18 protein-coding genes are annotated in these 22,927 nt (G+C 70.2%); 7 read left to right on the forward strand and 11 right to left on the reverse strand.

Annotated elements, in window-relative coordinates; translation table 11 throughout:
* Positions 1-38 precede the first annotated feature (38 nt).
* The 10 genes from K344_RS0109955 to gshA all read right to left on the reverse strand — a co-directional run bounded on the left by K344_RS0109955 (position 39) and on the right by gshA (position 11,088).
* On the reverse strand, positions 39-1,691 hold the full coding sequence (locus K344_RS0109955) for a phosphoenolpyruvate carboxykinase (ATP) (RefSeq protein WP_028080546.1): 1,653 nt from the start codon (positions 1,689-1,691) through the stop codon (positions 39-41).
* Positions 1,692-1,926: 235 nt separating this feature from the next.
* The gene (locus K344_RS0109960; protein WP_028080547.1) at positions 1,927-3,948 is read right to left on the reverse strand and encodes a methyl-accepting chemotaxis protein; all 2,022 of its coding nucleotides are present in this window, start codon (positions 3,946-3,948) and stop codon (positions 1,927-1,929) included.
* Between the two features lie 30 nt (positions 3,949-3,978).
* On the reverse strand, positions 3,979-4,344 hold the full coding sequence (locus K344_RS0109965; protein ID WP_028080548.1) for a response regulator: 366 nt from the start codon (positions 4,342-4,344) through the stop codon (positions 3,979-3,981).
* A gap of 71 nt (positions 4,345-4,415) precedes the next feature.
* A complete protein-coding gene (locus tag K344_RS0109970) occupies positions 4,416-5,753 on the reverse strand; it encodes a dihydroorotase (protein ID WP_084197235.1) in 1,338 nt (445 codons plus the stop codon).
* Entirely contained in the window at positions 5,750-6,772 is a 1,023-nt protein-coding gene (locus K344_RS0109975) for an aspartate carbamoyltransferase catalytic subunit (protein WP_028080550.1), read from the reverse strand. The genes K344_RS0109970 and K344_RS0109975 overlap by 4 nt, the downstream gene beginning before the upstream one ends.
* A gap of 78 nt (positions 6,773-6,850) precedes the next feature.
* On the reverse strand, positions 6,851-7,264 hold the full coding sequence (ruvX, locus tag K344_RS0109980) for a Holliday junction resolvase RuvX (protein ID WP_028080551.1): 414 nt from the start codon (positions 7,262-7,264) through the stop codon (positions 6,851-6,853).
* On the reverse strand, positions 7,265-7,837 hold the full coding sequence (locus K344_RS0109985; protein WP_028080552.1) for a YqgE/AlgH family protein: 573 nt from the start codon (positions 7,835-7,837) through the stop codon (positions 7,265-7,267).
* 82 nt (positions 7,838-7,919) lie between these two features.
* Entirely contained in the window at positions 7,920-8,882 is a 963-nt protein-coding gene (gene gshB / locus K344_RS0109990) for a glutathione synthase (protein WP_028080553.1), read from the reverse strand.
* A gap of 35 nt (positions 8,883-8,917) precedes the next feature.
* Positions 8,918-9,691, reverse strand: coding sequence for a hypothetical protein (locus tag K344_RS0109995; RefSeq protein ID WP_028080554.1), 774 nt, complete (start codon positions 9,689-9,691; stop codon positions 8,918-8,920).
* Between the two features lie 68 nt (positions 9,692-9,759).
* Entirely contained in the window at positions 9,760-11,088 is a 1,329-nt protein-coding gene (gene gshA, locus K344_RS0110000; protein ID WP_028080555.1) for a glutamate--cysteine ligase, read from the reverse strand.
* 165 nt (positions 11,089-11,253) lie between these two features.
* Here gshA and K344_RS0110005 point away from each other — a divergent pair, with 165 nt between their 5' ends.
* From K344_RS0110005 to K344_RS0110035, 7 genes are all read left to right on the forward strand, one after another.
* Positions 11,254-11,607 carry a response regulator gene (locus K344_RS0110005; protein WP_028080556.1) on the forward strand — a complete coding sequence of 118 codons (354 nt, stop codon included), beginning with the start codon at positions 11,254-11,256 and terminating at the stop codon, positions 11,605-11,607.
* Between the two features lie 15 nt (positions 11,608-11,622).
* Positions 11,623-12,171, forward strand: coding sequence for a chemotaxis protein CheW (locus tag K344_RS0110010; protein ID WP_051362098.1), 549 nt, complete (start codon positions 11,623-11,625; stop codon positions 12,169-12,171).
* A 73-nt stretch (positions 12,172-12,244) separates the two neighbouring features.
* Positions 12,245-18,331, forward strand: coding sequence for a hybrid sensor histidine kinase/response regulator (locus tag K344_RS0110015; protein WP_157622862.1), 6,087 nt, complete (start codon positions 12,245-12,247; stop codon positions 18,329-18,331).
* A gap of 2 nt (positions 18,332-18,333) precedes the next feature.
* Positions 18,334-18,828 carry a chemotaxis protein CheW gene (locus K344_RS23020; protein ID WP_169729281.1) on the forward strand — a complete coding sequence of 165 codons (495 nt, stop codon included), beginning with the start codon at positions 18,334-18,336 and terminating at the stop codon, positions 18,826-18,828.
* Positions 18,825-19,742: a cation diffusion facilitator family transporter gene (locus tag K344_RS0110025; protein WP_028080559.1), complete on the forward strand. Its 918-nt coding sequence runs from the start codon at positions 18,825-18,827 to the stop codon at positions 19,740-19,742. Before K344_RS23020 ends, K344_RS0110025 begins: the two co-directional genes overlap by 4 nt.
* A gap of 55 nt (positions 19,743-19,797) precedes the next feature.
* Positions 19,798-20,709 (forward strand): helix-turn-helix transcriptional regulator, encoded by a 912-nt coding sequence (locus tag K344_RS0110030; RefSeq protein ID WP_028080560.1) that lies wholly within the window; start codon positions 19,798-19,800, stop codon positions 20,707-20,709.
* 25 nt (positions 20,710-20,734) lie between these two features.
* Entirely contained in the window at positions 20,735-21,709 is a 975-nt protein-coding gene (locus K344_RS0110035) for an MBL fold metallo-hydrolase (RefSeq protein ID WP_051362100.1), read from the forward strand.
* Between the two features lie 130 nt (positions 21,710-21,839).
* Here the strand turns inward: K344_RS0110035 and K344_RS0110040 are convergent, their stop codons facing one another.
* Complete coding sequence (locus K344_RS0110040; RefSeq protein ID WP_028080562.1) at positions 21,840-22,859, reverse strand: AI-2E family transporter; 1,020 nt, start codon at positions 22,857-22,859, stop codon at positions 21,840-21,842.
* Positions 22,860-22,927 lie beyond the last annotated feature (68 nt).

Raw genomic sequence — 22,927 nt, forward strand, 5'->3', positions numbered from 1 at the left:
CCCCGCGGGGCGGGGGCTGTTGCGACGTCGCGCCGGGCTCAGATGCGCTCTTCGATGCCGAACGCGGCGAAGCCCTTCTTCCGGAAGTTGTCGCGGAACATGTCGCGCAGCTTGGTGGCGGTCGCGTCGTAGGCGTCCTTGTCGGCCCAGGTGTTGCGCGGGTTGAGGATCGCGCTGTCGACGCCCGGGCAGGACTTCGGCATCTTCAGCTTGAGGATCGGATGCGTCTCGGTCTCGACCGTGTCGAGCTCGCCGTTGAGCGCGGCGTTGAGCAAGGCGCGCGTGATCTTCAGTGACATGCGCTGGCCGACGCCGTAGGAGCCGCCGCTCCAGCCGGTGTTGAGCAGGATGCAGCGCGCCTTGTGGTGCTCCATCTTGTCGGCGAGCAGCTTGGCGTAGACGTTCGGCTTCTGCGCCATGAACGGGCCGCCGAAGCAGGCCGAAAAGGTCGGCGTCGGCTCGGTGATGCCGACCTCGGTGCCGGCGACGCGCGCGGTGAAGCCGGACACGAAGTGGTACATGACGTCCTTCGGTTCGAGGATCGCGATCGGCGGCAGCACGCCGAAGGCGTCGGCGGTCAGCAGCACGATGGTCTGCGGATGCGGACCCTGGCCGTTCGGCATGACGTTCGGATTGGCGTCGAGCGGGTAGCTGAAGCGCGTGTTCTCGGCGATCGAGTCGTCGAACAGGTCGAGCGCGTCCGGATGGCATTCCTCCATGCGCTTGCCGGGCAGCGGCGGCACGTTCTCGATGATGGTGCCGGGCTTCGACAGCGCGGCGGCGATCACCGGCTCGGCGTCCTTGTCGAGATTGATCAGCTTGGCGTAGCAGCCGTCCTCGAGATTGCACAGGCCGTTGTCCGACCAGATCGTCTCGTCGTCGCCGATCAGGCGGCGCGAGGCGTCGGCGGAGAGCGTGGTCTTGCCGGTGCCGGACAGGCCGAACAGGATCGCCGCGTCGCCCTTGGCGCCGACGTTGGCCGAGCAGTGCATCGACAGGCGGCCGTCCTTCGGCAGCAGATAGTTGCCGACCGTGAAGATGGTCTTCTTGTTGACGCCGCAGTAGTCGGCGCGGCCGGCGACCAGGCAGATCCTGTTGCGCGTGTCGATGATCACCGCCGCTTCGGCGCGGCAACCGTCGCGCTCCGGCTCGCAGACGAAGCTCGGTGCGTTGAGCATGGTCCAGCGGCGTGCGTCGACGTCCTTCACGCCCTTGAGGTTCTTGGGGAACATGTTGTGCACGAACATGGCGTGCGTGGCGTACTCGCCGACGAAGCGGTACGGCACCGCGAAGTCGGGGTCCGAACCCATGAACACGTCCTTCACGTACAGCGTCGCCCGCTTCGCGTTGAGGTGGGCGATGACGCGCTTGAGCAGGCCCTGGTACTGGTCCGGGTCGTAGGGATTGAGGTCGGCCTTGAACCAGATCTCGTCGGCGACTTCCGGCCACTTCACCGCGTAGGTGTCCTTGGTGCGGCGGCCGGTGCAGTCCGGGTCGGTGTAATAGACCAGCGGGCCGTTGACGCCGAGCTGGGTCGCGTAAGCCTTCTGTTCGTTGCTCGGGCCGTCGCGCCGCACGCGGCCGCGGTCATTGGCGATCGCTTCGTGGAAAAGTTCGGACTTGGACAACTCGTACTTGTACGAGACGCCTTGAAGCCCGAGAAGCTTTTCGAGATCGGCCTGAAAGCTCATGCAAATTCCTCAAATGACGGAAAAACCGGAGAATGGCGGAATGATCCGCGGCGTGGCGCGGCTGCCGGGGGCGGGGCGGCAAATGGTAGGAGAGGCCGGAAGCCCGCGCAACCGCCGCAAAGGTCGATTTTTGTAGCAAGAACAGGCATCTTTTGTACTGGCTGCACAAACAAGAAAACCCGGCGCTGCGGTCGGGTCCCCGCTTCGTGCATGCCTGCGACGCCTGGGAATCGCGTCAGCTGTATTCCTGATCGGGCAGCTTGAAGCCGGCCACCGACTCGCGCAGCTTTTCCGACAGCGTGGTCAATTCGCCGACCGCGCGCGCGGTCTGGTTGGCCGAGCCCGACGACTGCACGGCGATGTCGCGGATGATCTGCATGGTGCCGGCGATGCGCGTCGCCGCAGCCGACTGGTTGCGCGCCGAGTTGGCGATGTCGGTGATGAGCTTGGAAAGATCCTGCGAGGACGTCTCGACCTTGGTCAGTGCCTGGCCGGCTTCTTCGGCGTTCTTGGCGCCGACCACCACGTTCTGCGTCGAGCGCTCCATCGAGGTGATGGCTTCCTGCGTATCCGCCTGAATGGTCTTGACCAGGGTTTCGATCTGGCGCGTGGCGGCGGCGGCGCGCTCGGCGAGCTTCTGCACTTCGTCGGCGACCACCGCGAAGCCGCGCCCGGCCTCGCCGGCCATCGCCGCCTGGATCGAGGCGTTGAGGGCGAGCGTGTTGGTCTGCTCGGCGATGTCGTTGATGAATTCGATGATGTTGCCGATTTCCTGCGAGGACTCGCCGAGGCGCTTGATGCGCTTGGAGGTGTCCTGGATCTGCTCGCGCAGCGCGCTCATGCCGAGGATCGTGCGGTTCACCGTGCCGGCGCCGTCGTGGGCGATCTGCACCGAGGTCTGCGCCTGCTGCGCCAGCTTCTCGGCCTGGCTCGCCACCTGCTGCATCGACTGCGCGGTCGCGGCGATGGTGTTGGTCACCGCGGTGATTTCCTTGGCCTGGCGCTCGGAGGCTTCCGACATCTTCAGCGCCGTGTCCTGCGTGCTCGAGGCGGCGTTGGCGACGTCGTCGGACGTCGCGGTGATGGTGCCGACCAGATTGCGCATGTTCTGCACGGTGTAGTTGATCGAGTCGGCGATCGCGCCCGTGAAGTCCTCGGTCACCGTGACGTCCACCGTGAGATCGCCGTCGGCGAGGTTGGTGATCTCGTCGAGCAGCGAGAGAATCGCCTGCTGCTGCTTGCTGTCGCGATCCTCGGCGTTCTGCAGCCGGCTGCGTGCGCCGACCGCATAGAGCGCGGCGAAGGCGATCAGCGCCAGCACCGCCAGGCCGCCGGCCACGTAGACGACGATCGGCAGCACCAGCTGCCGCGTGCGCGTGTCGATCAGGCGCTGCTCGAGTTCGCCGGCGGTGGCGATGACGTTGGCGGCGCGCGACTTCAGGCCGGCGGCCGCGGCCTGCATCTGGCCCAGCGCCGGCGCCGTCTCGACGATCGTCGCCACGGCGGCGCGCAAGCCGCTGAGCTGATCCTGCGCGGTGCGCGCCGCACCGCCGGCCGAGCCTTCGCCGAGCAGCGCCTCATTGTCGGCATTGAAGACGCGCAATTCCTCGCCGAGCGCATTGGCGATGCCCTGCGCGTCGCGGCCTTCGCCGAGCACCCGCCGCGCGTCGCTGGCGATGCGTTCCAGGCGCACGACCTGCTGCGCCGCGCGCGCCGTCTGCTCGGCGGAGCCGCCGCGGCTGAGTCGCTGCATGGCCTGTTCGTAGGCGTCGGACAGGCCCTTGCTGTTGGGGTCGGCCGGATGGATGGCCTCGGCGATCGCCGCCGCGGCGGCGGCCGCCTTCTTGTACGGCGCCTCGGTCTGCACGATGACCTGCGCCGCCTCCTTGGTCGACTTCCAGGCCTTGGTCACGGCATCCAGTTCGCTCGACACCGAACCGGGCGCCGGCGCGATGCCGGCGTCGCCGTCGCCGCTGGCCAGCGCCTGCACCGTGGCGTCGACGTCCTCGACGCGCGCCGCCAGCACCAGGAAGTCCGGCGGACTGCCGCGGCCGACTTCGTCGCTGACCTTGCCGATGTCGCCGATGTGCGTCGACAGCGAGTGGGCGAGGTCGATCCAGGTCTGTTCGCTGCCCTTGGTGCGCTGCGACAGGAAGAAACAGACGACGGCAATGATGATCAGGACGACGGCGCTGCTGAGCAGCATGGTCTCGCGGCGAGTGCCGAGCGCGCGTCGCGTCGCGGATATGTCCGCCATGAAGATCCCCAGCGTGCGGGTGCCAGCGGCTTATTCGCCGAGCACGGTTTTGATTTTGGCGAGCAGATCGCTCTCGCGGACCGGCTTGACCAGGTATTCGCGCGCGCCCTGGCGCAGTGCCCACACGCGATCGGTTTCCTGGCTCTTGCTGCTGACGACGATCACCGGAATGTGCGCGGTGCCCGGGTCCTTGGACAGCGTGCGCGTCGCCTGGAAGCCGTTCACGCCCGGCATGACGACGTCCATGATGACCACTTCCGGTTTCTCGCTCTTCACGCGCTCGAGCGCATCCTGTCCGGAGGCCGACTCGATCACCTGATGTCCGGCCTTCTGCAGGATGCCCTTGAGGTTCTGCACGTCCGTGGGCGAGTCGTCCACGATCATGACACGAGCCATATCTTCTCCCAGCGCCCCCCGCGGGCGAATGTCCTGAACTATATACCGCGCGCGGCGGCGACATTGAAGCGCTAGCGCGCGAAAACCTCATGTCCCCGATGGATGGTGCGCATCACGCGCCCGCGCAGCGCGCGGCCGTCGAAGGGCGTGTTGCGCCCGGCGCTGCGCAGCTGATCGGCGCGCAGCGTCCACGGCGTCTCGGCGTCGACCAGCACGAGATCGGCGCCGAGGCCGGGCTCGATGCGCCCGGCGTCGAGGCCGGCGATGCGCGCCGGGCCCAGGCTCAGGCGCTCGGCGGCGGCGAGCGGCGTCAGCACGCCTTCGTGCACCAGCGCCAGGGTCAGCGGCAGCAGCGTCTCCAGCGCCGAGATGCCTGGCTCGGTCATCGGGAACGGGTTGATCTTGGCGTCGGCCTCGTGCGGCTGGTGATCGGAGCAGATCGCGCCGATGGTGCCGTCGGCGACGGCGGCGCGCAGCGCGTCGCGGTCGGCGGCCGAGCGCAGCGGCGGCATCACGTGACACCGCGCGTCGAAGCCGTCGACGTCGACGTCGGTGAGGAACAGCTGGTGCGCGGCGACGTCGGCCGTCACCGGCAGGCCGCGCTGCCGGGCCAGGGCCACCAGTTCCGCGCCGCGCGCCGTCGACAGGCGGCAGAAGTGCACGCGCGCGCCGGTGTCCTCGATGATCGAGATCCAGAAACGGATGCCGGAGACTTCGGCGGCGACCGGGATCGCCGGCAGGCCGAGCCGCGTGGCGACCGGCCCTTCGTGCGCGCAGCCGCCGGCGGCAAGCGCCGCGTTCTGCGCGAACACGTGCACGGTGACGCCGAGGCCGTGCGCATATTCGAGCGCGCGGCGCGCGACCAGCATGTCGCGGATCGGCTGCAGGGCCTGGCTGGCGCCGCTGGCGCCGGCGCTCTTCAGCGCCGACAGTTCGGCGAGCGCTTCGCCGCCGAGGCCCTTGGTCAGCGCGCCGAGCACGCGCACGTCGACGCCGCCGGTCTGGCGGGCGATGCGCTGCACGCGCAGCAGCATGGCCGGCGAATCGATCACCGGCTGCGTGTCGGGCGGCAGCAGGACGGTGGTGATGCCGCTGGCCTGCGCCGCCGGCACCTCGCTGGCGAAGCTGGCCTTGTGCGTCTGGCCGGGTTCGCGGAAGCGCGCGCAGAGATCGACGACGCCGGGCATCAGCCACAGGCCCCTGGCGTCGATCGTGCGGTCGTAGGCGGCTTTCGGCGGCGTGTGGCTGCAGTGCTCGATGCGGCCGTCGCGCACGCCGACGTGGGCGATGCCGTCGAAGCCGTTGCCGGGATCGAGCACGCGCGCGCCGCGGATCAGCAGCGAGCCGGATGCCGGCGGCGCCGGCTTGGCGGCGCGCGCCGGCGACCAGTCGTCGGTCCTGCGGCTCATCGGCGGCTCCGGCGCGGCGCGCTTTCGGCGGGGCGGCCGAGAATCATCGACATCACCGCCATGCGCACGGCGATGCCATGGCTGACCTGCTGCAGGATCAGCGAGCGCGGACCGTAGGCGACGTCGCCTTCGATCTCGACGCCGCGATTGATCGGGCCCGGGTGCATGACGATGGCTTCCGGCTTGAGTCTGGCGAGCCGCGCCCGCGTCAGGCCGAAGTCGCGATGGAATTCGCCGGGCGAGGGCAGGAAGGCGCCGAGCATGCGCTCCTTCTGCAGGCGCAGCAGCATGATCACGTCGACGCCGTCGAGGCCGCGCTCGAGATCGTGGAAAACCTTGACGCCCATGTCCTCGATGCCGGCCGGGATCAGGGTCGGCGGCGCGATCACGCGGATTTCCCGGGTGCCGAGGATGCGCAGGCCGTGGATGTCGGAGCGCGCGACGCGCGAATGCAGCACGTCGCCGACGATCGCCACCGTCAGCTTGGCGAAGCAGTCGCTGCCCGACTCCCCGGCACCACCTTTGTAGCGGCGGATCGTGAACAGGTCGAGCAGGCCCTGCGTCGGATGCGCGTGGCGGCCGTCGCCGGCGTTGAGGATGGCGACGCCCGGCGCGGCGTGCTCGGCGAAGAAGTGCGCGGCGCCGGACGATTCGTGACGGATCACGAACATGTCGGCCTGCATCGCTTCGAGGGTCTTCAGCGTGTCGAACAGGGTCTCGCCCTTGGATGTCGACGAGGCGGCGACCTGCAGGTTCAGCACGTCGGCCGACAGGCGTGTGGCGGCCAGTTCGAAGGTCGTGCGCGTGCGCGTGCTCGGCTCGAAGAACAGATTGATCACGGTGCGGCCGAGCAGGGCGTCCTGCTTCTTGCGCTGGCCGCGCAGCGCCTTGTCGTGCGCTTCGGCCTCGTCGAGGACCTGCAGCAGCAGTTCGCGCGGCAGGCCTTCCAGCGTCAGCAGGTGGCGCAGGCGGCCGTGCGCATCGAGCTGAAGGCTTTGCTTTCGTTGTGGGGCGTTCATGCTGGGGCGGTATTGTCGCCGAGCCCGCCGCCGATTGCGATGCTCCGGGGGAACATCCTCAGGGCCGGCGGCGGCGCCTCAGCCGCGCTCCGCCAGCCACTGCTCGAGGATCACGCGCGCGGCCTGCGCGTCGCGGTCGCCCTTGCGCACGCGGCGCGTCATGCGGCCGCTGGCGCGCGCCTCGCGCAGGGCGTCGTCGGCGGCGCGCGAGGAATAGCGCTCGTCCACCTGGTGAACCGGCAGGCCGTGGCGCTGCGCCAGCTGCGCGGCGAAGCGCCGCGCCGCGCCGGTGGCGCGCTGCTCGGCGCCGTTCTCGTCGAGCGGCAGGCCGACGATCAGCGCCGCCGGCCGCCATTCGCGGATCAGCTGCGCGATGCCGGCCCAGTCGCCGTCGGCGAGCGCCGGCAAGGGCCGCGCGCTGCCGGTCAGATCGTCGCCGAGGGCGACGCCGACGCGCTTTTCGCCGTGGTCGAAGGCGAGATAGGTGGGCAATTACGCGTGTCCGGCGTCGCCGGCCAGCTGCGTGACGTCGACGCCGAGCAGGCGCGTCGCCGCCTGCCAGCGGTCGCGCGCCGGCAGCTTGAACAGGATCTGTTCGTCGACCGGGGTGTTGAGCCAGGAGTTGTGCAGGATTTCGCTTTCGAGCTGGCCGGCGCCCCAGCCGGCATAGCCGAGCATCACCAGGTAGTCGTGCGGGCCCTCGCCCTTGCCGATGGCGCGCAGGATGTCGCGCGAGGTGGTGATGAACAGGCCGTCCGACACTTCGAGGCTGGACTCCCAGCCGCCCGGCTGGCGGTGCACGACGAAGCCGCGCTCCGGCTGCACGGGACCGCCCCAGAAGACGATGTCGTCGTCGTCGAGCGCCTCGTGATCGAGGCCCATCTGCTCCATCATCTCGCTGAGCTTGAGGTCGGTCGGGCGGTTGATGACGAGCCCGATCGCGCCGTTGTCGTTGTGCTCGCAGAGCAGCGACACGGTCTGCGTGAAGTTCTCGTCCTCCAGGCTCGGCATCGCCACGAGGAACTGGTGCTTCAGATAGTCGTCGATCCGCTCTTCATCGCTCATGACCGCAGTATCGGCAGGGGTGGCGCCGACGACAAGCGCCGTCCCGCCGAACGGTTCCGGCCGGCCCGCGGCCGCGCTGACATCAGGCCGTCAGGCGTCGGGCGAGCGCGTCGATCAGCAGGCCGCCGATGTCGGTGCCGAAGGCGGCATCGATCTCGCGCGCGCAGGTCGGGCTGGTGACGTTGATCTCGGTCAGATGCTCGCCGATGACGTCGAGGCCGACGAACAGCAGGCCGCGCCGCTTCAGTTCCGGGCCGACCGTCTCGGCGATCTGGCGATCGCGCGCCGTCAGCGGCCGCGCTTCGCCGCGTCCGCCGGCGGCGAGATTGCCGCGCGTCTCGCCGGCCTGCGGAATGCGCGCGAGGCAGTACGGCACCGGCTCGCCGTCGACCACCAGCACGCGCTTGTCGCCGTCCTTGATCGCCGGCAGGTATTTCTGCGCGACGATGGTGCGGCTGCCGTGGCGCGTCAGCTCCTCGATCACCGCGCCGAGGTTGCGGCCGGATGGATCGACATGAAAGACGCCGGTGCCGCCCATGCCGTCGACCGGCTTATAGATCACGTCGCCGTGCTCGGCGTGGAAGGCGCGCAGCGTCGCCGCGTCGCGCGCGAACAGGGTCGGCGGCGTCAGCTGCGGGAACCAGGCGGTGAACATCTTCTCGTTGCAGTCGCGCAGCGAGGCGGGCTTGTTGACGACGAGCGCGCCGGCGGCCTCGGCGCGTTCGAGGATGTAGGTCGCCGTGATGTATTCGAGGTCGAACGGCGGGTCCTTGCGCATGAGGATCGCGTCGAGCGCGCCGAGCCGCACGGTCTCGGCCTCGCCGAGCTCGAACCAGTGCTTCTTGTCGTCGAAGACCGTCACCGGCCGCGCGCGGCCCATGGCGACGCCGTCGCGCAGGAAGAGGTCGTGCACTTCAAAGTAACGGAGTGACCAGCCGCGCCTCTGCGCCGCCAGCATCAGCGCCAGCGTGGTGTCCTTGTAGGGTTTGATGGACGCGATGGGGTCCATCACGATGCCGGCAAGCGGCGTCCGCGAATTGTTCATGCCGCGAGCGTAGCGCAAAGCGGCGGCGGCGGTCCTCAGTCGAGCGGCGGTTCGCCGATCACCGCGACGCTCAGACCATCGGCGCCGGCGGCATCGACGCGCAGCCTGTAGCCGCCGAATTCGATCTGCTTGCTGCCGATCGCGAACGAGCCCTTCTGCGCTTCGCCCATCTTGCCGCCGGTCGCGCGGCGCAGGCTGAGATCGATGGCGGCGGCGTCGATGCGCTCGACGATGAGGGTGTCGCCGTCGATCGAATCGGCGACGCTGTCGGGGTCGGCGCTGACGATCTTCGCCGCCACGTCGGGCGTCGCCTTGTAGCTGCCGGAACGGTAGGTGAGGAAATCGTGCCAGCGCTCGAAGACCATCGGCTTTTCGCAGAGCCGGCCGTCGCGGCTGATGAAGACCCAGTCGTCGTTGCCTTCCTTGACCGGCAGCGAGATCGCGTACAGCTGCGGCGCACGCGGGATCTGCAGCAAGGGGTAGCGCTCGCCGGCCTTCAGCGCGTAACGGGTCGAGAACGGCATGCCGGACTCGTATTGCACGTCCTGCTCGAAGCTCGCGAACTGGCCGACCATGGTGACCTTGCGCTTGAGCAGGATTTCGCCGGGTCTGGCGCTGATGGTCTCGCCGAGCTTGTAGCTGGCGCTCGCCACCGGCGCGGCCTGGGCGACGAAGAGATCGGACGGCAGGGTCGCGTACAGCTTCAGCGGCAGCGTATCGGCCAGGTCGCAGTCCGCCGCCGCGGCCGGCAGCGACAGGGCGGCAGCCAGCAGCGCGACCGCGGTGGCGGCCGTCATCCTCATCTTCATGCGAAACGCTCCTTGTTGACCGCCTCGGTGCTGCAAATCGGGTGCCAACTTGGTGCAGGCGCGGCGGCTCAGGCCGCGGCGCTGGCGCTTTCGGTGCGGATCGCGGCGACCGCGGCGATCTCGCGCGCCGCCGCCAGCGCGGCGAGGCGGGCGACGACGCCATAGGCGTAGAAGCGGTTCGGACGCTCGTCCGGCCCGCAGCTGTGATCCGGCGCGCAGCAGGGTTCGTCGAAGGCCAGCGGCTCGAAGCGCATGCCGGGGGCGTTGAGGTTTTCCTGGTTGCCGCGCTGCGAGTTCAGGCGGTAGAAACCGCCGACCACGAAGCGGTCGATCATGTAGACCACCGGCTCGGCGGTGGCCTCGTCGGCGCCCATCTTCTCGAAGGTGTAGACGCCTTCCTGGATGATCGCGCCGGTCACCTCGCGGCCTTCCTTGGCGGACGCCATGTGCGTGCGCGCCTTGCGGTTCATGTTGCGCACGTCCTCGACGCTGCGCGCCGTCATCACGCCCATGCCGTAGGTGCCGGCGTCGGACTTGACGATGACGAAGGGCTCATCCTTGATGCCGTATTCGGCGTACTTGGCGCGGATGTCCTCGAGCAGCAGCTCGACGTTGGCTTCCAGGCACTCGACGCCTTCCTGCTTCATGAAGTTGATCTGCCCGCAGTTGCGGAACAGCGGGTCGACGAACCACGGGTCGATGTCGGTGACCGCCGCGAACTCGCGCGCCACTTCGCGGTAGAAGCCGAAGTGGTTCGACTTCTGGCGCAGGTGCCAGCCGAGATCCGGCGGCGGCACGACGTCCTGGTCGATGTCCTTGAGGATGTCCGGCACGCCGGCCGACAGGTCGTTGTTGAGCAGCACCGTGCAGGGATAGAAATCGCCGACGTGCACGCGGTCCTCGCTGCGCTGCAGCGGTTCCAGCAGCAGCTTGCGGCCGGAGATTTCCAGCGTCAGCTCCATCGGTTCGTGCAGGTCCGGCAGCAGCGAGCCGATGCGCACGTGGAAGCCGGCCTTCTTGATCAGGCCGTACAGCGTCGCGACGTTTTCCAGGTAGAACTTGTTGCGCGTGTGGTTCTCCGGCACCAGCAGCACGCCGGCGGCGCTCGGACAGACGCGCTGCATCGCCGCCTGCAGGGCCTGCACGCACAGCGACTCGAAGGCCGGATTCAGATTGTTGAAGCCGCCGGGAAACAGATTGGTGTCGACCGGCGCCAGCTTGAAGCCGGCGTTGCGCAGGTCCACCGAGCTGTAGAACGGCGGCGGCGTCTTCTGCCATTGCTGGCGGAACCAGGCCTCGATGTCGGCGGCGCGCGCGAGCAGCGTCGACTCGAGCTTCAGCAGCGGGCCGGTCTGCGCCGTCAGCAGGCGCGGTACGGGATGCGGGACGGTATTCATGGGAACGAATAGTAACGTAAGCGCGTTCGGCGGCCCGGACCGCTCGCTGGTGTGGGGACGATGGGCGCGCTCGCAAGGACTGTGTTAAAAATCGCCGGAGCAGAGTTCTGCAACCGCTTGAGGGGGAAGGGAGTGTCCACAGAGGCGAATGCCACGGCCCGGGTCATGGTCATCGACGACAGTCAGACCATACGCCGCACGGCCGAGACGCTGCTCGCGCGCGAGGGTTACGAGGTGGTGACGGCACAGGACGGCTTCGAAGCGCTGTCGAAGATCGCCGACCACCAGCCGGACATCATCTTCATCGACATCATGATGCCGCGGCTCGACGGCTATCAGGCCTGCGCGCTGATCAAGAACAATCCGCAGTTCCGCGCCACGCCGGTCATCATGCTGAGCTCGAAGGACGGCCTGTTCGACCGCGCGCGCGGTCGCATCGTCGGCTCCGACGAATACCTCACCAAGCCGTTCACGCGCGACGAGCTGCTCGGCGCGGTGCGCGCCCACGTGCGGCGCTGATCCGCGGCGATCCCCATGAGCACCGAGCTGCGGGCGCTGCGCGACGATCCTTTCGCCATCCTCGAGCGCATCGAGGAACGGCTGCAGGCGGTGCGGCTGGACAGCGCCGGCGGCCAGGCGCAGAGCTGGACCGGCCTCGGCTTCCGCCTCGGTCCGCACTGGTTCGTGGCGCCGCGCGAGGACGTCCGCGAAGTCATCGCGCCGCCGCGCACCACGCGCGTGCCGAACGCCCAGCGCTGGCTGAGCGGCCTCGCCAACGTGCGCGGCGAGCTGCTCGCCATCGTCGATCTGGCGCGCTTCTTCGGGCTGCCGATGCCGGAAAGCTCGCGCGGCCAGCGCGTGCTGGTGCTGAACTCCAAGCGCATGCCGGTCGGCCTGCTGGTCGACGAGATCGCCGGCTACCGCCAGTTCAGCGCCAGCGAGCAGCGCCACGAGATGCGCGCCGCCGCGCAGCCGTTCACGCCCTATCTGCTCGGCGCCTTCGTCCGCGAAGGCCAGCCCTGGTATGCCTTCAGCCTGCACCGTCTCGCGCAGGGCGAGGCCTTCCGCGCGGCCGCCGCATGAGCCTGCCGACATGCCGCCGGTGGTCGGGGTCATGGCGCGCGCCACGCCCGTGCGCGGGCGAGGAGGGGCCGTGGTGAGCGCCCGTCTCAAGCCTTCGCCGATCAGCGGCCTGCACTGGGTGCGCGGCGAACTCGACCAGAGCGTGGCGCGCGCCCGCGCGCTGATCGAGCAGCACGTCGACAATCCGGACGAACCGCTGCCGCTGCAGCAGGCCTTCGTCGAGCTGCATCAGGTGCGCGGCACGGCGGCGATGATCCGCTGCATCGGCGCCTCGCTGCTGGCGGCCGAAATGACGGCGGGGCTGCAGGACCTGCTGCAGGGCCGCGTGCGCGACACCGAGGTGCTGTACAGCGCCCTGCTCGGCGGCACCGTGCAGCTGGCCGATTATCTGCAGGCGCTGTCCGAGGACATGGCCGACTGCGCGCTGATCATGCAGCCGGCGATCAACGAGCTGCGCCTGGCGCGCGGCCAGGCGGTGCTGACCGAATCCGAGCTGTTCGTCAGCCAGATGCAGTCTCTGGAACTGCAGCTGCCGCTGCCCGAGGGCGCCGCGGCGGCATCCGGTGCGCAGCAGCAGGCGCAGCGCTATCTCGCGGCTTTCCAGGCGTCGCTGCTGGCCTGGATCCGCAACGCGCCGGACGCGCAGACCGCCGAGGCGCGCATCGGCAAGATCGCCGAGCAGCTCGCCCGGCACGCGGCGCACGGCGACACCTACCAGCTGTGGCGCTGCGCGGCGGCGGCGATCGAGGCGCTGCTCGGCCGCGCGCTCGACAATTCGCTGGAGATCAAGCGCCTGTTCGGCCGCGCCGGCCAGCTGATGAAGCAGATCGCCGACAGCGGCGAGGAAGGCGTGCTCGGCGCGGCGCGCGAGCTGTCGCTGCAGCTGCTGTTCTGCGTCGGGCGTTCGCGCGGCCGTGGCGCACGCGTGCAGGCCCTGCGCGAGCAGTTCCAGCTCGAAGCCTACCTGCCGGACGGCCACGAGCTCGACGCGCGCCGGCGCCGCATCCACGGGCCGAGCACTTCGCTGCTGGCCAAGGTCTCCGACGAAATCCGCGCCGATTTCACGCGCGTCAAGGATCACATCGACCTCGTCGTGCGCGCCGGCGGCGACAGTGCCGACGGTTTCGCCGACACGCGCCGGAGCCTGCAGCGCATCGCCGACGTGCTCGGCGCGCTCGGCCTGCGCATGCTGCAGCAGACCGTGGTCAACCAGGCGCGCGCGCTCGAGCAGCTCGGTGCCGGCGCCCAGCTGGCGCAGTGGCTGGCGCTCGCCGAATCGATCCTGCGCGTCGAGAACTCGCTCGAGGACGCGCTGTTCCGCCAGCTGCGGCCGGCCGACGATCGCCCGGAGCTGGTCGAGGACACGCCGACGCCGCGCGACTACGCCGAGGGCGTGCACGCGCTGTATCGCGAGTCGCTGGTCAACCTCGCGCGCGTCAAGCAGAGCGTCGACGAATTCCTCAAGAACGGCGCGACCGCCGACCTGCCGGATGCCGTGCTGCTGGTCGACGAGGTCGCCGCCGGCTTCGAAATCCTGCGGCACCAGCGCGTCGCCGAGAGCGTGCGGCGCCTGCGCCGCTTCGTCGCCAGCCCGCAGTTCGCGCGCCTGCGCGAAGGGCACGGCCTGCCGGAGCGCTTCGCCGACACCATCGCCGCGCTCGAGTACTACATCGAGGCCGAGCGCGACGATTCGCCGCTGACCGAAGTCCTGCCCGGGCAGATCGAGAGCTTCCTCGATGCGATCGGCGCGTGCGTCGCCGCGCTGGAAGCGCCGGCCGCGGCCGGCGTTGCGCTGCGCGCCGAAGCCGAACCCGAAGCGCTCGCCGCGCCGCCGGCCGAAGCCGCCGGCGAGCTTGCCGGCGCGCCGCCCGAGGCGCCGGCGGCGGTCGCCGACCAGGCGCGCGAGGACATCGACGACGAGATTCGCGAGATCTTCCTCGAGGAAGCCGGCGAAGTGCTGGCGACGCTGCGCGACACGCTGCCGCTGTGGGTGCGCGATGCGCGCGACCGCGAGCGCCTGACGACGATCCGCCGCAGCTTCCACACTCTCAAGGGCAGCGGGCGCACGGTCGGCGCCAATGTGCTCGGCGAGTTCGCCTGGACCATCGAATCGCTGCTCAATCGCTGCCTCGACGGCTCGGTGACCACCTCGCCCGGCATCGTCAAGCTGGTCGGCGAGGCCGTCGAGCTGCTCCCGGGCCTGATCGCGGCTTTCCGCGACGGCCAGGAGGCCGACGGCGCCGCCGATGCGCTCGCCGCGCGCGCCCGCGAATACGCCGAAGGACGCGACCCCGACGCCGGCGCCGAACCGGACATGGCGGCGATCTTCCGCGACGATGCCCGCGAGAAGCTGGGCGAGGTGCGCGACTGGCTGTCGCGGCTCGATCACCATCAGCTGCGCCATCCGATCGACGAGGTCGCGGTGCGCGCCTTCCATACCCTGCGCGGTTCCGCGCGCATCGTCGACGCGGCGGCGATCAGCGAGCTGGCCGGCGCGCTCGAACTCTGGCTCGAGCGCCAGATCGAGGCCGACGGCCTGCTCGACGACGCGGCGCTGAGCCTGATCGAGGCGGCGACCGACGCGCTCGGCAAATGGAGCGAGCAGGTCGGCAGCAAGGCGGCGCAGCAGCAGGACGCGCGCCTGTGGCTGGAGCAGATCGAATCCCTGCAGGGCAGCGTCGACCGTCTGCACGACGACGACGAGTCGCGCCAGCTCGCCGAGATCTTTGCCGGCGAGGCCTTCGATCTCGTGCAGAAGGCGGAGGGCCTGATCGCCGCCTGGGCCCGGGCGCCGGACGATCGTCGCGCGCGTCAGGACCTCAAGGTCGTCTTCCACACCCTGACCGGCGCCGCCCTCATGGCCGAGTGCCGGGCGGTCGGCAACGTGGCGCGCGCGCTGCTGCGGCGCGTCGACGAGGCGATCGCCGAGCCGGTCCTGCCCACGGCCGCCGCCTTCGCGGCGCTCAATGATTTCTGCGAAGGCATCTATCAGCAGCTCGACGCCTATCGCGACGGCAAGCTGCACGGCGACGGCGCCGAGCTCGTCGCGCGCATCGCGGCGCTGCGCTGGGATGCGGCCGCCGAGGCGCCGGCGCCGCAGCACGCCACGCCGCCGGCGCCCGTGCCGGACAGCACGGCATCGGTGATGGCGGACGTCGTCGAATCGCTGAGCTACGCCGCCGACAGCGAGGTCATCGACATGCCGCCGGTCGCCGAGGCGGAGGCGCCGCAGCCGGATCTGCTCGGCGCGCCGGCACCGGTGCCGCCGGCGCTGTACGCGGTCGCCGAGCACGGTCTCGATCCGGAACTGCTCAACATCTTCATCCAGGAAGCCGAGGAACTGCTCGAAGCCTACGACGGCTGCAGCGCCGCGCTCGAGCGCGATGCGCGCGACGGCGCTGCGCTGGACGAGCTGCGCCGCCTGCTGCACACCCTGAAGGGCAGTGCGCGGGTCGCCGGCATCCAGGCGATCGGCGAAGTCGCGCACCGGCTCGAAGGCCTGCTCGCCGCGCACGAGGTCGCCGCGCTGAGCTCGCGCCTGCAACTTGCCGGCGACCACCTGCATTACGCGATCGACGGTCTGCGCCGTGGCCAGCTGCCGGAGCTGCAGGACCTGCTCGCCGCGCTGGAACCGTCGGTGCCGGCCCGCGTAGAGCCACCGCCGGCCGAGGCCGATGCGCAAGTGCCGGCCGACGGCATCGCCGTAGGACTCGACGAAGCCGTCGCGCCGCCGGTGGCGGAGCCGCCGTACATCGCGGTGCCGCCCGCCGCGACGGTCGCGACGCCAATCCCGACGTCAATCCCGACACCGTTCGCGAGCGCGCCGCCGCCGGCAGCGGCGGGCGACGAGCGGAACGCGGCGGCGCTGGATGCCGATCTCGTGCAGATCTTCGGCGGCGAAGCCGTCGAGCTGCTCGAACAGCTCGAACAGGCTTTCGCGCGCTGGCAGGCGGTGCCCGCGCAGACCGGGCCGGCGCAGGACATGCAGCGCGCGCTGCACACGCTCAAGGGCGGTGCGCGCATGGCCGGCCTGTTCGCCATGGGCGACGCCGCGCACGATCTCGAGACGCGGCTGACGGCGCTGGAGGCCTCCGGTCCCGTGCATGCCGAGGCGCTGGCGCCGGTCGGCGAGGCCGTGGCGCAGCTGCGGCACATGACCGACCGCCTGGAGCGCGGCGATTTCAGCGGCCTGCTGCACGCCGGCAAGGCCGCGGCGCCGGTCGCGGCGCTGGCGACGCCGGCCGCCAGCGGTCTCTGGGATCCGGAACTGTTCTGGCGGCCGGACGAGGACAGCGAGCGCGAGGTGGCGCTCAAGCGCGAGACGGCGCGCGTGCCGGTCGAGGCGCTCGACCGCATGCTCAACGAGGCCGGCGAAATCTCGATCTACCGCTCGCGTCTCGACGAACACAACAGCGGCATGCAGGCGCAGCTCGCCGAAATGGCGCAGACCGTCGCGCGCATCCGCGAGCAGCTGCGCCAGCTCGACATCGAGACCGACGCGCAGATCGCCGCGCGCGGCCTGATCAGCGCCGAGCACAGCGACCGCTACGCCGGCGAGTTCGATCCGCTGGAAATGGACCGCTACACGCGCATGCAGGAACTGTCGCGCGCGTTGTCCGAATCGGTCGGCGACCTCGCCGCGGTGCATGCCGCCATGGACGGTTTCGCGGCCGGCGCGGCGACGCTGCTGCAGCAGCAGGGGCGCGTCAACACCGAAGTGCAGCAGGGCCTGATGCGCACGCTGATGGTGCCGTTCTCGCGCCAGATGGCGCGCCTGCAGCGTGTCGTGCAGCAGACCGCGATCGAGAACGGCAAGCGCGCCGACGTGGTGTTCTCCGGCGCCGAGGCCGAGCTCGACCGCAATGTGCTGGAGCGCATGACCGCGCCGCTCGAACACCTGCTGCGCAACGCCGTCGTGCACGGCATCGAAACGCCGGACCTGCGCGCGGCGCGCGGCAAGCCGGCGACCGGCCAGATCCAGATCAACCTGTGGCGCGAGGGCACGCAGCTCTACGTCGAGGTGCGCGACGACGGCGCCGGACTCGACTACGACGCGATCCGCGCCACGGCGATCAAGCGCGGACTGATGCCGGCCGACGCCAATGTCGCCGACGAACAGGCGGCGCAGTTCATCTTCATGCCGGGCTTCTCCACGGCGCGCACCCTGACCCAGGACGCCGGGCGCGGCGTCGGCATGGACGTGGTCGCCGCCGAGGTCAAGCAGCTCGGCGGCACGCTGGAGCTGTCGTCCGAGAGCGGACGCGGCGCGCGCTTCCTGGTGCGCCTGCCGCTGAACCTGGCGCTGTCGCAGGCGCTGCTGGTCGAGGCGGCCGGCGAAACCTACGCGGTGCCGCTGTCGAGCATCGAGGGCATCGTGCGCATTGCGCGCGAGCGGCTCGCCGACCACTACGCCGAGCAGGGACCGCTGTTCAACTACGGCGGCGCCGGCTATCGCGTGCGCGAGCTGGCCGCCTTCCTCGGCAGCGAACGCGGCACGACGACGCCGGACAGCAAGACCGTCAACGCCATCCTCGTGCGCCTGCCGGAAGGCATCGGTGCCGGCGATCGCCGCTATGCGGTGGTCGTCGATGCGTTGCTCGGCAACCGCGAGATCGTCTCCAAGGCGGTCGGTCCGCAGGTCAGCAGCGTGCCCGGCATCAGCGGCGCGACCATCCTCGCCGACGGCCGCGCGGTGCTGATTCTCGATGTCGCCGAACTGGCGCAGGACGCCGCGCGCCGCGCGCTGCGTTCGGCCGCGAGCGGCGCGTCGCCGGCACCGGCGGCGGCGACGCGCGGCCTGGTCATGGTCGTCGACGACTCGCTGACCATCCGCCGCGTCACCGAACGCCTGCTGACGCGCCAGGGCTACACGGTCGTCACCGCCAAGGACGGCCTCGACGCCATGGCGCAGCTGCAGAGCGAGACGCCGGCGGCGATCCTGCTCGACATCGAGATGCCGCGCGCCGACGGCTTCGAGGTCGCCGCCTACGTGCGCAACAGCGAGCGCATCCGCGCGACGCCGATCATCATGATCACCTCGCGTTCGGGCGAGAAGCATCGCGAGCGCGCGCGTTCGCTCGGCGTCGACCGCTACCTGATCAAGCCGTACCAGGAAGAGCAGCTCCTCAACGAACTGCGCGGCGTCCTGCACGAGGCATGATCATGGACACCCCGACATCATCGACGGCCGGCAAGACGCAGCTTTACGCGGTGCTCATCTCTCTGGCCGGCGACACCCTGCTGCTGCCGAACCTCGCGATCGCCGAGGTGGTGGCGCGCGACGCGGTGCAGCCGGCGGCGCAGCTGCCGCCGTGGCTGGCCGGCTATCTGGAGCACGGCGGCCGGCGTCTGCCGGTGCTGCGCTTCGAGCGTCTGAACGGCGGTGGCGCCGCGGCCGACGCGCGTCGCGAGCGCGTCGTCATCGTCAACACCCTGGGCCGGCATCTGCCGTCCGGACAGTTCGCCATGGTCACGCAGACCTATCCGCACCTGGTGACACTGAACCGCGCGGCGCTGCAGCCGCTGCCGCTGCGCGACGGCGACCGTGCCGAACTGCTGCTGGCGCGCGTGCGCGTCGCCAGCCACGAGGCGCTGATCCCCGATCTCGATCGCGTCGAACTCGAGATCGCCCGCGCCCTCGCGGCCGCGCCGGCATGAGCCGAGCCGGCGCGGGCGACGCCGCACGCTACGCGCTGCTGTCGATCGTCACCGCGGTGGCGACGATGCTGCTCAAGTTCGGCGCCTGGCGCATCAGCGGCTCGGTCGGCCTGCTGTCCGACGCGTTCGAATCCCTGGTCAATCTCGGCGCCGCCGTCGTCGCCTTCCTGACCCTGCGTCTGGCCGCGCAGCCGCCGGACCACGAGCATGCCTTCGGGCATGGCAAGGCCGAGTATTTTTCCAGCGGCTTCGAAGGCGCGCTGATCTTCCTCGCCGCGCTCGGCATCGTCTGCGCGGCCTGGCCGCGCCTGCTGCATCCGCAGCCGCTCGAACAGACCGGCTTCGGCCTGATGGTCGCGGTGGTTGCGGCGCTGCTCAACCTGGCCGTGGCGCGCCTGCTGCTGCGCGTCGGCCGCGAGCGGCGTTCGCCGGCGCTCGAGGCCGACGGCCGCCATCTGCTGAGCGACGTCTGGACCACGGCGGGCATCGTCGTCGCGGTCGGCGTGGTGGCGCTGACCGGCTGGCTGCGGCTCGACGCGCTGATCGCGATCGCCGTGGCGCTCTATCTCCTGTGGACCGGCGCGCGCCTGCTGCGCGAGGCCGCCGGCGGCTTGATGGATCGCGCCTGGCCGGCCGCCGAGCGCGCCAGGCTCGAGCAGGTGCTCGACGGCTATCGTGCCGAGGGCATCGCCTTTCACGCCATCCGCACGCGCATGTCCGGCAGCCATCGCTTCGTGAGCCTGCACGTGCTGGTGCCGGGCGCCTGGTCGGTGCAGCACGGCCACGATCTGGTCGAGCGCCTGGAAGTCGAGCTGGCCGGCCATCTCGGACCGCTGGCGGTGTTCACGCACCTGGAGCCGATCGAGGACCCGGCCGCCCAGGACGAGCACCGCCTCGAGCGCGACGCGCCGTGAAGGGCGCGGTCTGTCTACAATGCCGACGGACGCTTTCCACCACAAAGCAGCGATCATGGACCGATCCACGGGCCTCGAACTCGACCGGCTGATCGAAGCGGTGTATGCCGCCGGCTTCGAGCTGGAGTGGCAGTATTTCCGTCCCGAAGTGCTGCGGCTGCTGTGCGCCTGGGCCGGCGCCGAAGCCGCCGCCTGGCTGGTGCTGCCGCAGGGCGGCTCCAGCGGCGAGTTCGCCAGCTGGCCCGGCGCGCTGCTCGACGGGCGCACGCTGGCGACCCTGTCGTTCGACGGCGGCGCGCGCGAACGCACGCTGTCGGTCGAGGTGTCGCGCGGCCGGCGCCGCGAGGTGCTGGTGCTGCGCGTCGAGCATCGCGGCTCGCACCTGCACAGCGTGATCGCGCTGCTGCCGGGCGAGCGCATGGTCGATCTGAAAGCGCTGCGGCACGCGCTCGGGCATGTCGTGCAGGCCGGCACCCTGGCCCTGCGCCAGTTCGTGATGCGCGACGAGTGGCTGATCGCCATGGGCCGCAGCTCGCGCGGCTCGGCAGCGCTGATCGACGCCAAGGGTGGGGTCTACGCGGTCAGCGAACGGTTCCGCCAGCTGGTCGCCCTGGAGTTCGGCGACACCGCGTTCTCGGTGCTGCCGTTCACGGTGCCGCCCGAGCGCTTCGACGATCCGGGCCCCTTCCAGGTGCGCAGCCTGCATTTCCGCATCAAGCCGGAAGGCGGCCTGTTCCTGATCAATGCGCGGCGGCCGCATCCGCTCGACGTGCTGTCGCCGCGCGAGCAGGAGATCGCGCGGGCGCTGGCGCTCGGCAAGACCTTCAAGAGCGTGGCGCGCGAGTTCGAGATCGCCATCAGCACGGTCGCCAACCATGCCTCGCGCATCTATCGCAAGCTCGGCATCTATCGCCGCGAGGAGCTCGTCGAACTGCTGCGCAAGGCTGTCGACAGCAAGGCGGCCTGAAGGCGGGTTTTGCCAGGCTGCGGCCATGAACGAACCCGGCACCCTCGCCTCCCGACTGTCCGTGACCGACGTCGGCCACGGCATCCGCTGCATCGACACCCTGCAGGAACGGCCGAAGATGGCCTGCTGCTACCTCATCGAGCGCGGCGCCGATCTCGCTTTCATCGAAGCCGGCACCGCGCCGGGCGTGCCGCGCCTGCTGGCGCTGCTCGACGAGCTGGGCCTGGCGCGCGAACGCGTGCGCTACGTCATCGTCACGCACGTGCATCTCGATCACGCCGGCGGCGCCGGGCTGCTGATGCGCGAGCTGCCGAACGCGAAGCTGGTGGTGCACCCGCGCGGCGCGCGGCATCTGATCGATCCGTCGAAGCTGATCGCCGGCGCCTCGGCGGTCTACGGGCCCGAGGCGGTGCGGCGCATGTACGGCGAGATCGCGCCGCTGCCGGAGGCGCGCGTGATCGCCGCCGCCGACGGCCAGCGCCTGCCGCTCGGCGACGGCGAACTGGAGTTCGTCGATTCGCCGGGCCACGCCCGTCATCACTTCTGCGTCTGGGACGCGGCCAGCCGCGGCTTCTTCACCGGCGACACCTTCGGCCTGTCGTATCGCGAGCTGGATACCGCGGCCGGTCCGTTCATGCTGGTGACGACGACGCCGGTGCAGTTCGATCCGGACGCCTGGCGGCAGACGCTCGATCGCCTGATGTCGTATGCGCCGCGGCACATGTACCTGACGCATTACGGGCGCGTCGACGAGGTCGCGCGCATGGCCGAGGATCTGCGCCGCGGCATCGCGCGCTACGAATTGATCGCCACCGAACTGGCCGGCGCGCAGGACCGCCGCGCGCAGCTGCTGCGCGCCATCAGCGCCGATGCCGTCAGCGCCGTGCGTGCGCATGGCTGCACGCTGCCCGACGCCGAGCTGCAGGCGGTGCTGGCCACCGATCTCGAACTGAACGCGCAGGGACTCGGCGTGTGGCTGGACCAGTGCGCGGCGCACTGATTCACCTGCTGCGCGGGCCGATTCCGCATCCACCGTGCTCGCCGTACTTCAGTACGGCTGCGCGCGGTGGCCGCGGACTCGACCCTGCTCGCGACGGCGACTCAGCGCGCCGCTTGCCGATTCATCATGCTCAAACCAGGGCGCGGCTGCGCAGCTCTTCCTTGAAGTAGGCATAGAAGATCGGCGCGGCGATCAGGCCGGGAATGCCGAAGGCGGCTTCCATCACCAGCATGGCGATCAGCAGTTCCCAGGCGCGCGCGTTGATGTTCGAGCCGATGATGCGCGCGTTGAGGAAGTATTCGAGCTTGTGGATGACGACGAGGTAGACGAAGGAGGCGAGCGCCACCGGCAGGCCGTGGCTGAGGCTGACGACGATGATCGCCGCGTTGGAGATCAGGTTGCCGAGGATCGGCAGCAGGCCGGCGATGAAGGTGATGGCGACCAGGGTCTTGCTCAGCGGCAGGTCGACGCCGAACGCGGGCAGGGCGACGCCGAGATAGAGCCAGGTGAAGAAGGTGTTGATCGTCGAGATCCAGAACTGCGCGAACACCACGCGCCGGAATGCCGCCGCCAGATTCTCGGCCTGACGGGTGACGCGTTCGGCCAGCGGCCGCTGCTCGGCTTTCTGCGCCGCCTTCTGCAGCGACAGCAGCGCGCCGACGATCATGCCCATGAGGATGTGGACCAGCGAACGGCCGAAATCGCGGCCGGCCAGCTGCAGCGAGCCGGCGTGCTGGCGCAGCCAGTTGACAATGGTCTGGCGCAGGGTTTCGGCGTCCTCCGGCACGTAGGCGAGCAGGTCGGACGGCAGGCGCCCGCGGGCGTCCTCGATGATCTGCGCCATCTTCTGCATCAGGAGCGGCAGACTCTCGCCGCTGTTGCGCAAGAAACCGATCAGCGCCAGCACGCCGCTCGCCAGCACGGCGATGACGACGGTGGCGATCAGCGTCACCGCCAGCAGGCGCGGGCCGTCGCGGCCGAGCGCGCGCGAGCGCAGCCAGGGCGTCAGCACGTCGACCAGCTCGAAGACCAGCAGGCCGGCGAGCAGCGCCGACAGCAGGTGCAGGTGGATGACGAGCGCCAGCGCGACGGCGCTGATGCCCCAGGCGAAGAGATCGGCGCGAGTGAGGGCGGAGGAGCTGGCGTTCATGATCGGAGCGGGCGGAGCCGCGCCATCATACGGCGGCGCGGCGGCCTTCGGCAGGCCGCCGCGTCGAC

The sequence above is a fragment of the Solimonas soli DSM 21787 genome, from assembly GCF_000474945.1.
Classification (GTDB): Bacteria; Pseudomonadota; Gammaproteobacteria; order Nevskiales; family Nevskiaceae; genus Solimonas; species Solimonas soli.

What these genes read in the sequence shown, in the direction of transcription:
- K344_RS0109955 (WP_028080546.1), bottom strand. Translation starts at nt 1,691, where the DNA reads ATGAGCTTTCAGGCCGATCTCGAAAAGCTTCTCGGGCTTCAAGGCGTC.
- K344_RS0109960 (WP_028080547.1), bottom strand. Translation starts at nt 3,948, where the DNA reads ATGGCGGACATATCCGCGACGCGACGCGCGCTCGGCACTCGCCGCGAG.
- K344_RS0109965 (WP_028080548.1), bottom strand. Translation starts at nt 4,344, where the DNA reads ATGGCTCGTGTCATGATCGTGGACGACTCGCCCACGGACGTGCAGAAC.
- K344_RS0109970 (WP_084197235.1), bottom strand. Translation starts at nt 5,753, where the DNA reads ATGAGCCGCAGGACCGACGACTGGTCGCCGGCGCGCGCCGCCAAGCCG.
- K344_RS0109975 (WP_028080550.1), bottom strand. Translation starts at nt 6,772, where the DNA reads ATGAACGCCCCACAACGAAAGCAAAGCCTTCAGCTCGATGCGCACGGC.
- K344_RS0109985 (WP_028080552.1), bottom strand. Translation starts at nt 7,837, where the DNA reads ATGAGCGATGAAGAGCGGATCGACGACTATCTGAAGCACCAGTTCCTC.
- gshB (WP_028080553.1), bottom strand. Translation starts at nt 8,882, where the DNA reads ATGAACAATTCGCGGACGCCGCTTGCCGGCATCGTGATGGACCCCATC.
- K344_RS0109995 (WP_028080554.1), bottom strand. Translation starts at nt 9,691, where the DNA reads ATGAAGATGAGGATGACGGCCGCCACCGCGGTCGCGCTGCTGGCTGCC.
- gshA (WP_028080555.1), bottom strand. Translation starts at nt 11,088, where the DNA reads ATGAATACCGTCCCGCATCCCGTACCGCGCCTGCTGACGGCGCAGACC.
- K344_RS0110005 (WP_028080556.1), top strand. Translation starts at nt 11,254, where the DNA reads ATGGTCATCGACGACAGTCAGACCATACGCCGCACGGCCGAGACGCTG.
- K344_RS0110010 (WP_051362098.1), top strand. Translation starts at nt 11,623, where the DNA reads ATGAGCACCGAGCTGCGGGCGCTGCGCGACGATCCTTTCGCCATCCTC.
- K344_RS23020 (WP_169729281.1), top strand. Translation starts at nt 18,334, where the DNA reads ATGGACACCCCGACATCATCGACGGCCGGCAAGACGCAGCTTTACGCG.
- K344_RS0110025 (WP_028080559.1), top strand. Translation starts at nt 18,825, where the DNA reads ATGAGCCGAGCCGGCGCGGGCGACGCCGCACGCTACGCGCTGCTGTCG.
- K344_RS0110030 (WP_028080560.1), top strand. Translation starts at nt 19,798, where the DNA reads ATGGACCGATCCACGGGCCTCGAACTCGACCGGCTGATCGAAGCGGTG.
- K344_RS0110035 (WP_051362100.1), top strand. Translation starts at nt 20,735, where the DNA reads ATGAACGAACCCGGCACCCTCGCCTCCCGACTGTCCGTGACCGACGTC.
- K344_RS0110040 (WP_028080562.1), bottom strand. Translation starts at nt 22,859, where the DNA reads ATGAACGCCAGCTCCTCCGCCCTCACTCGCGCCGATCTCTTCGCCTGG.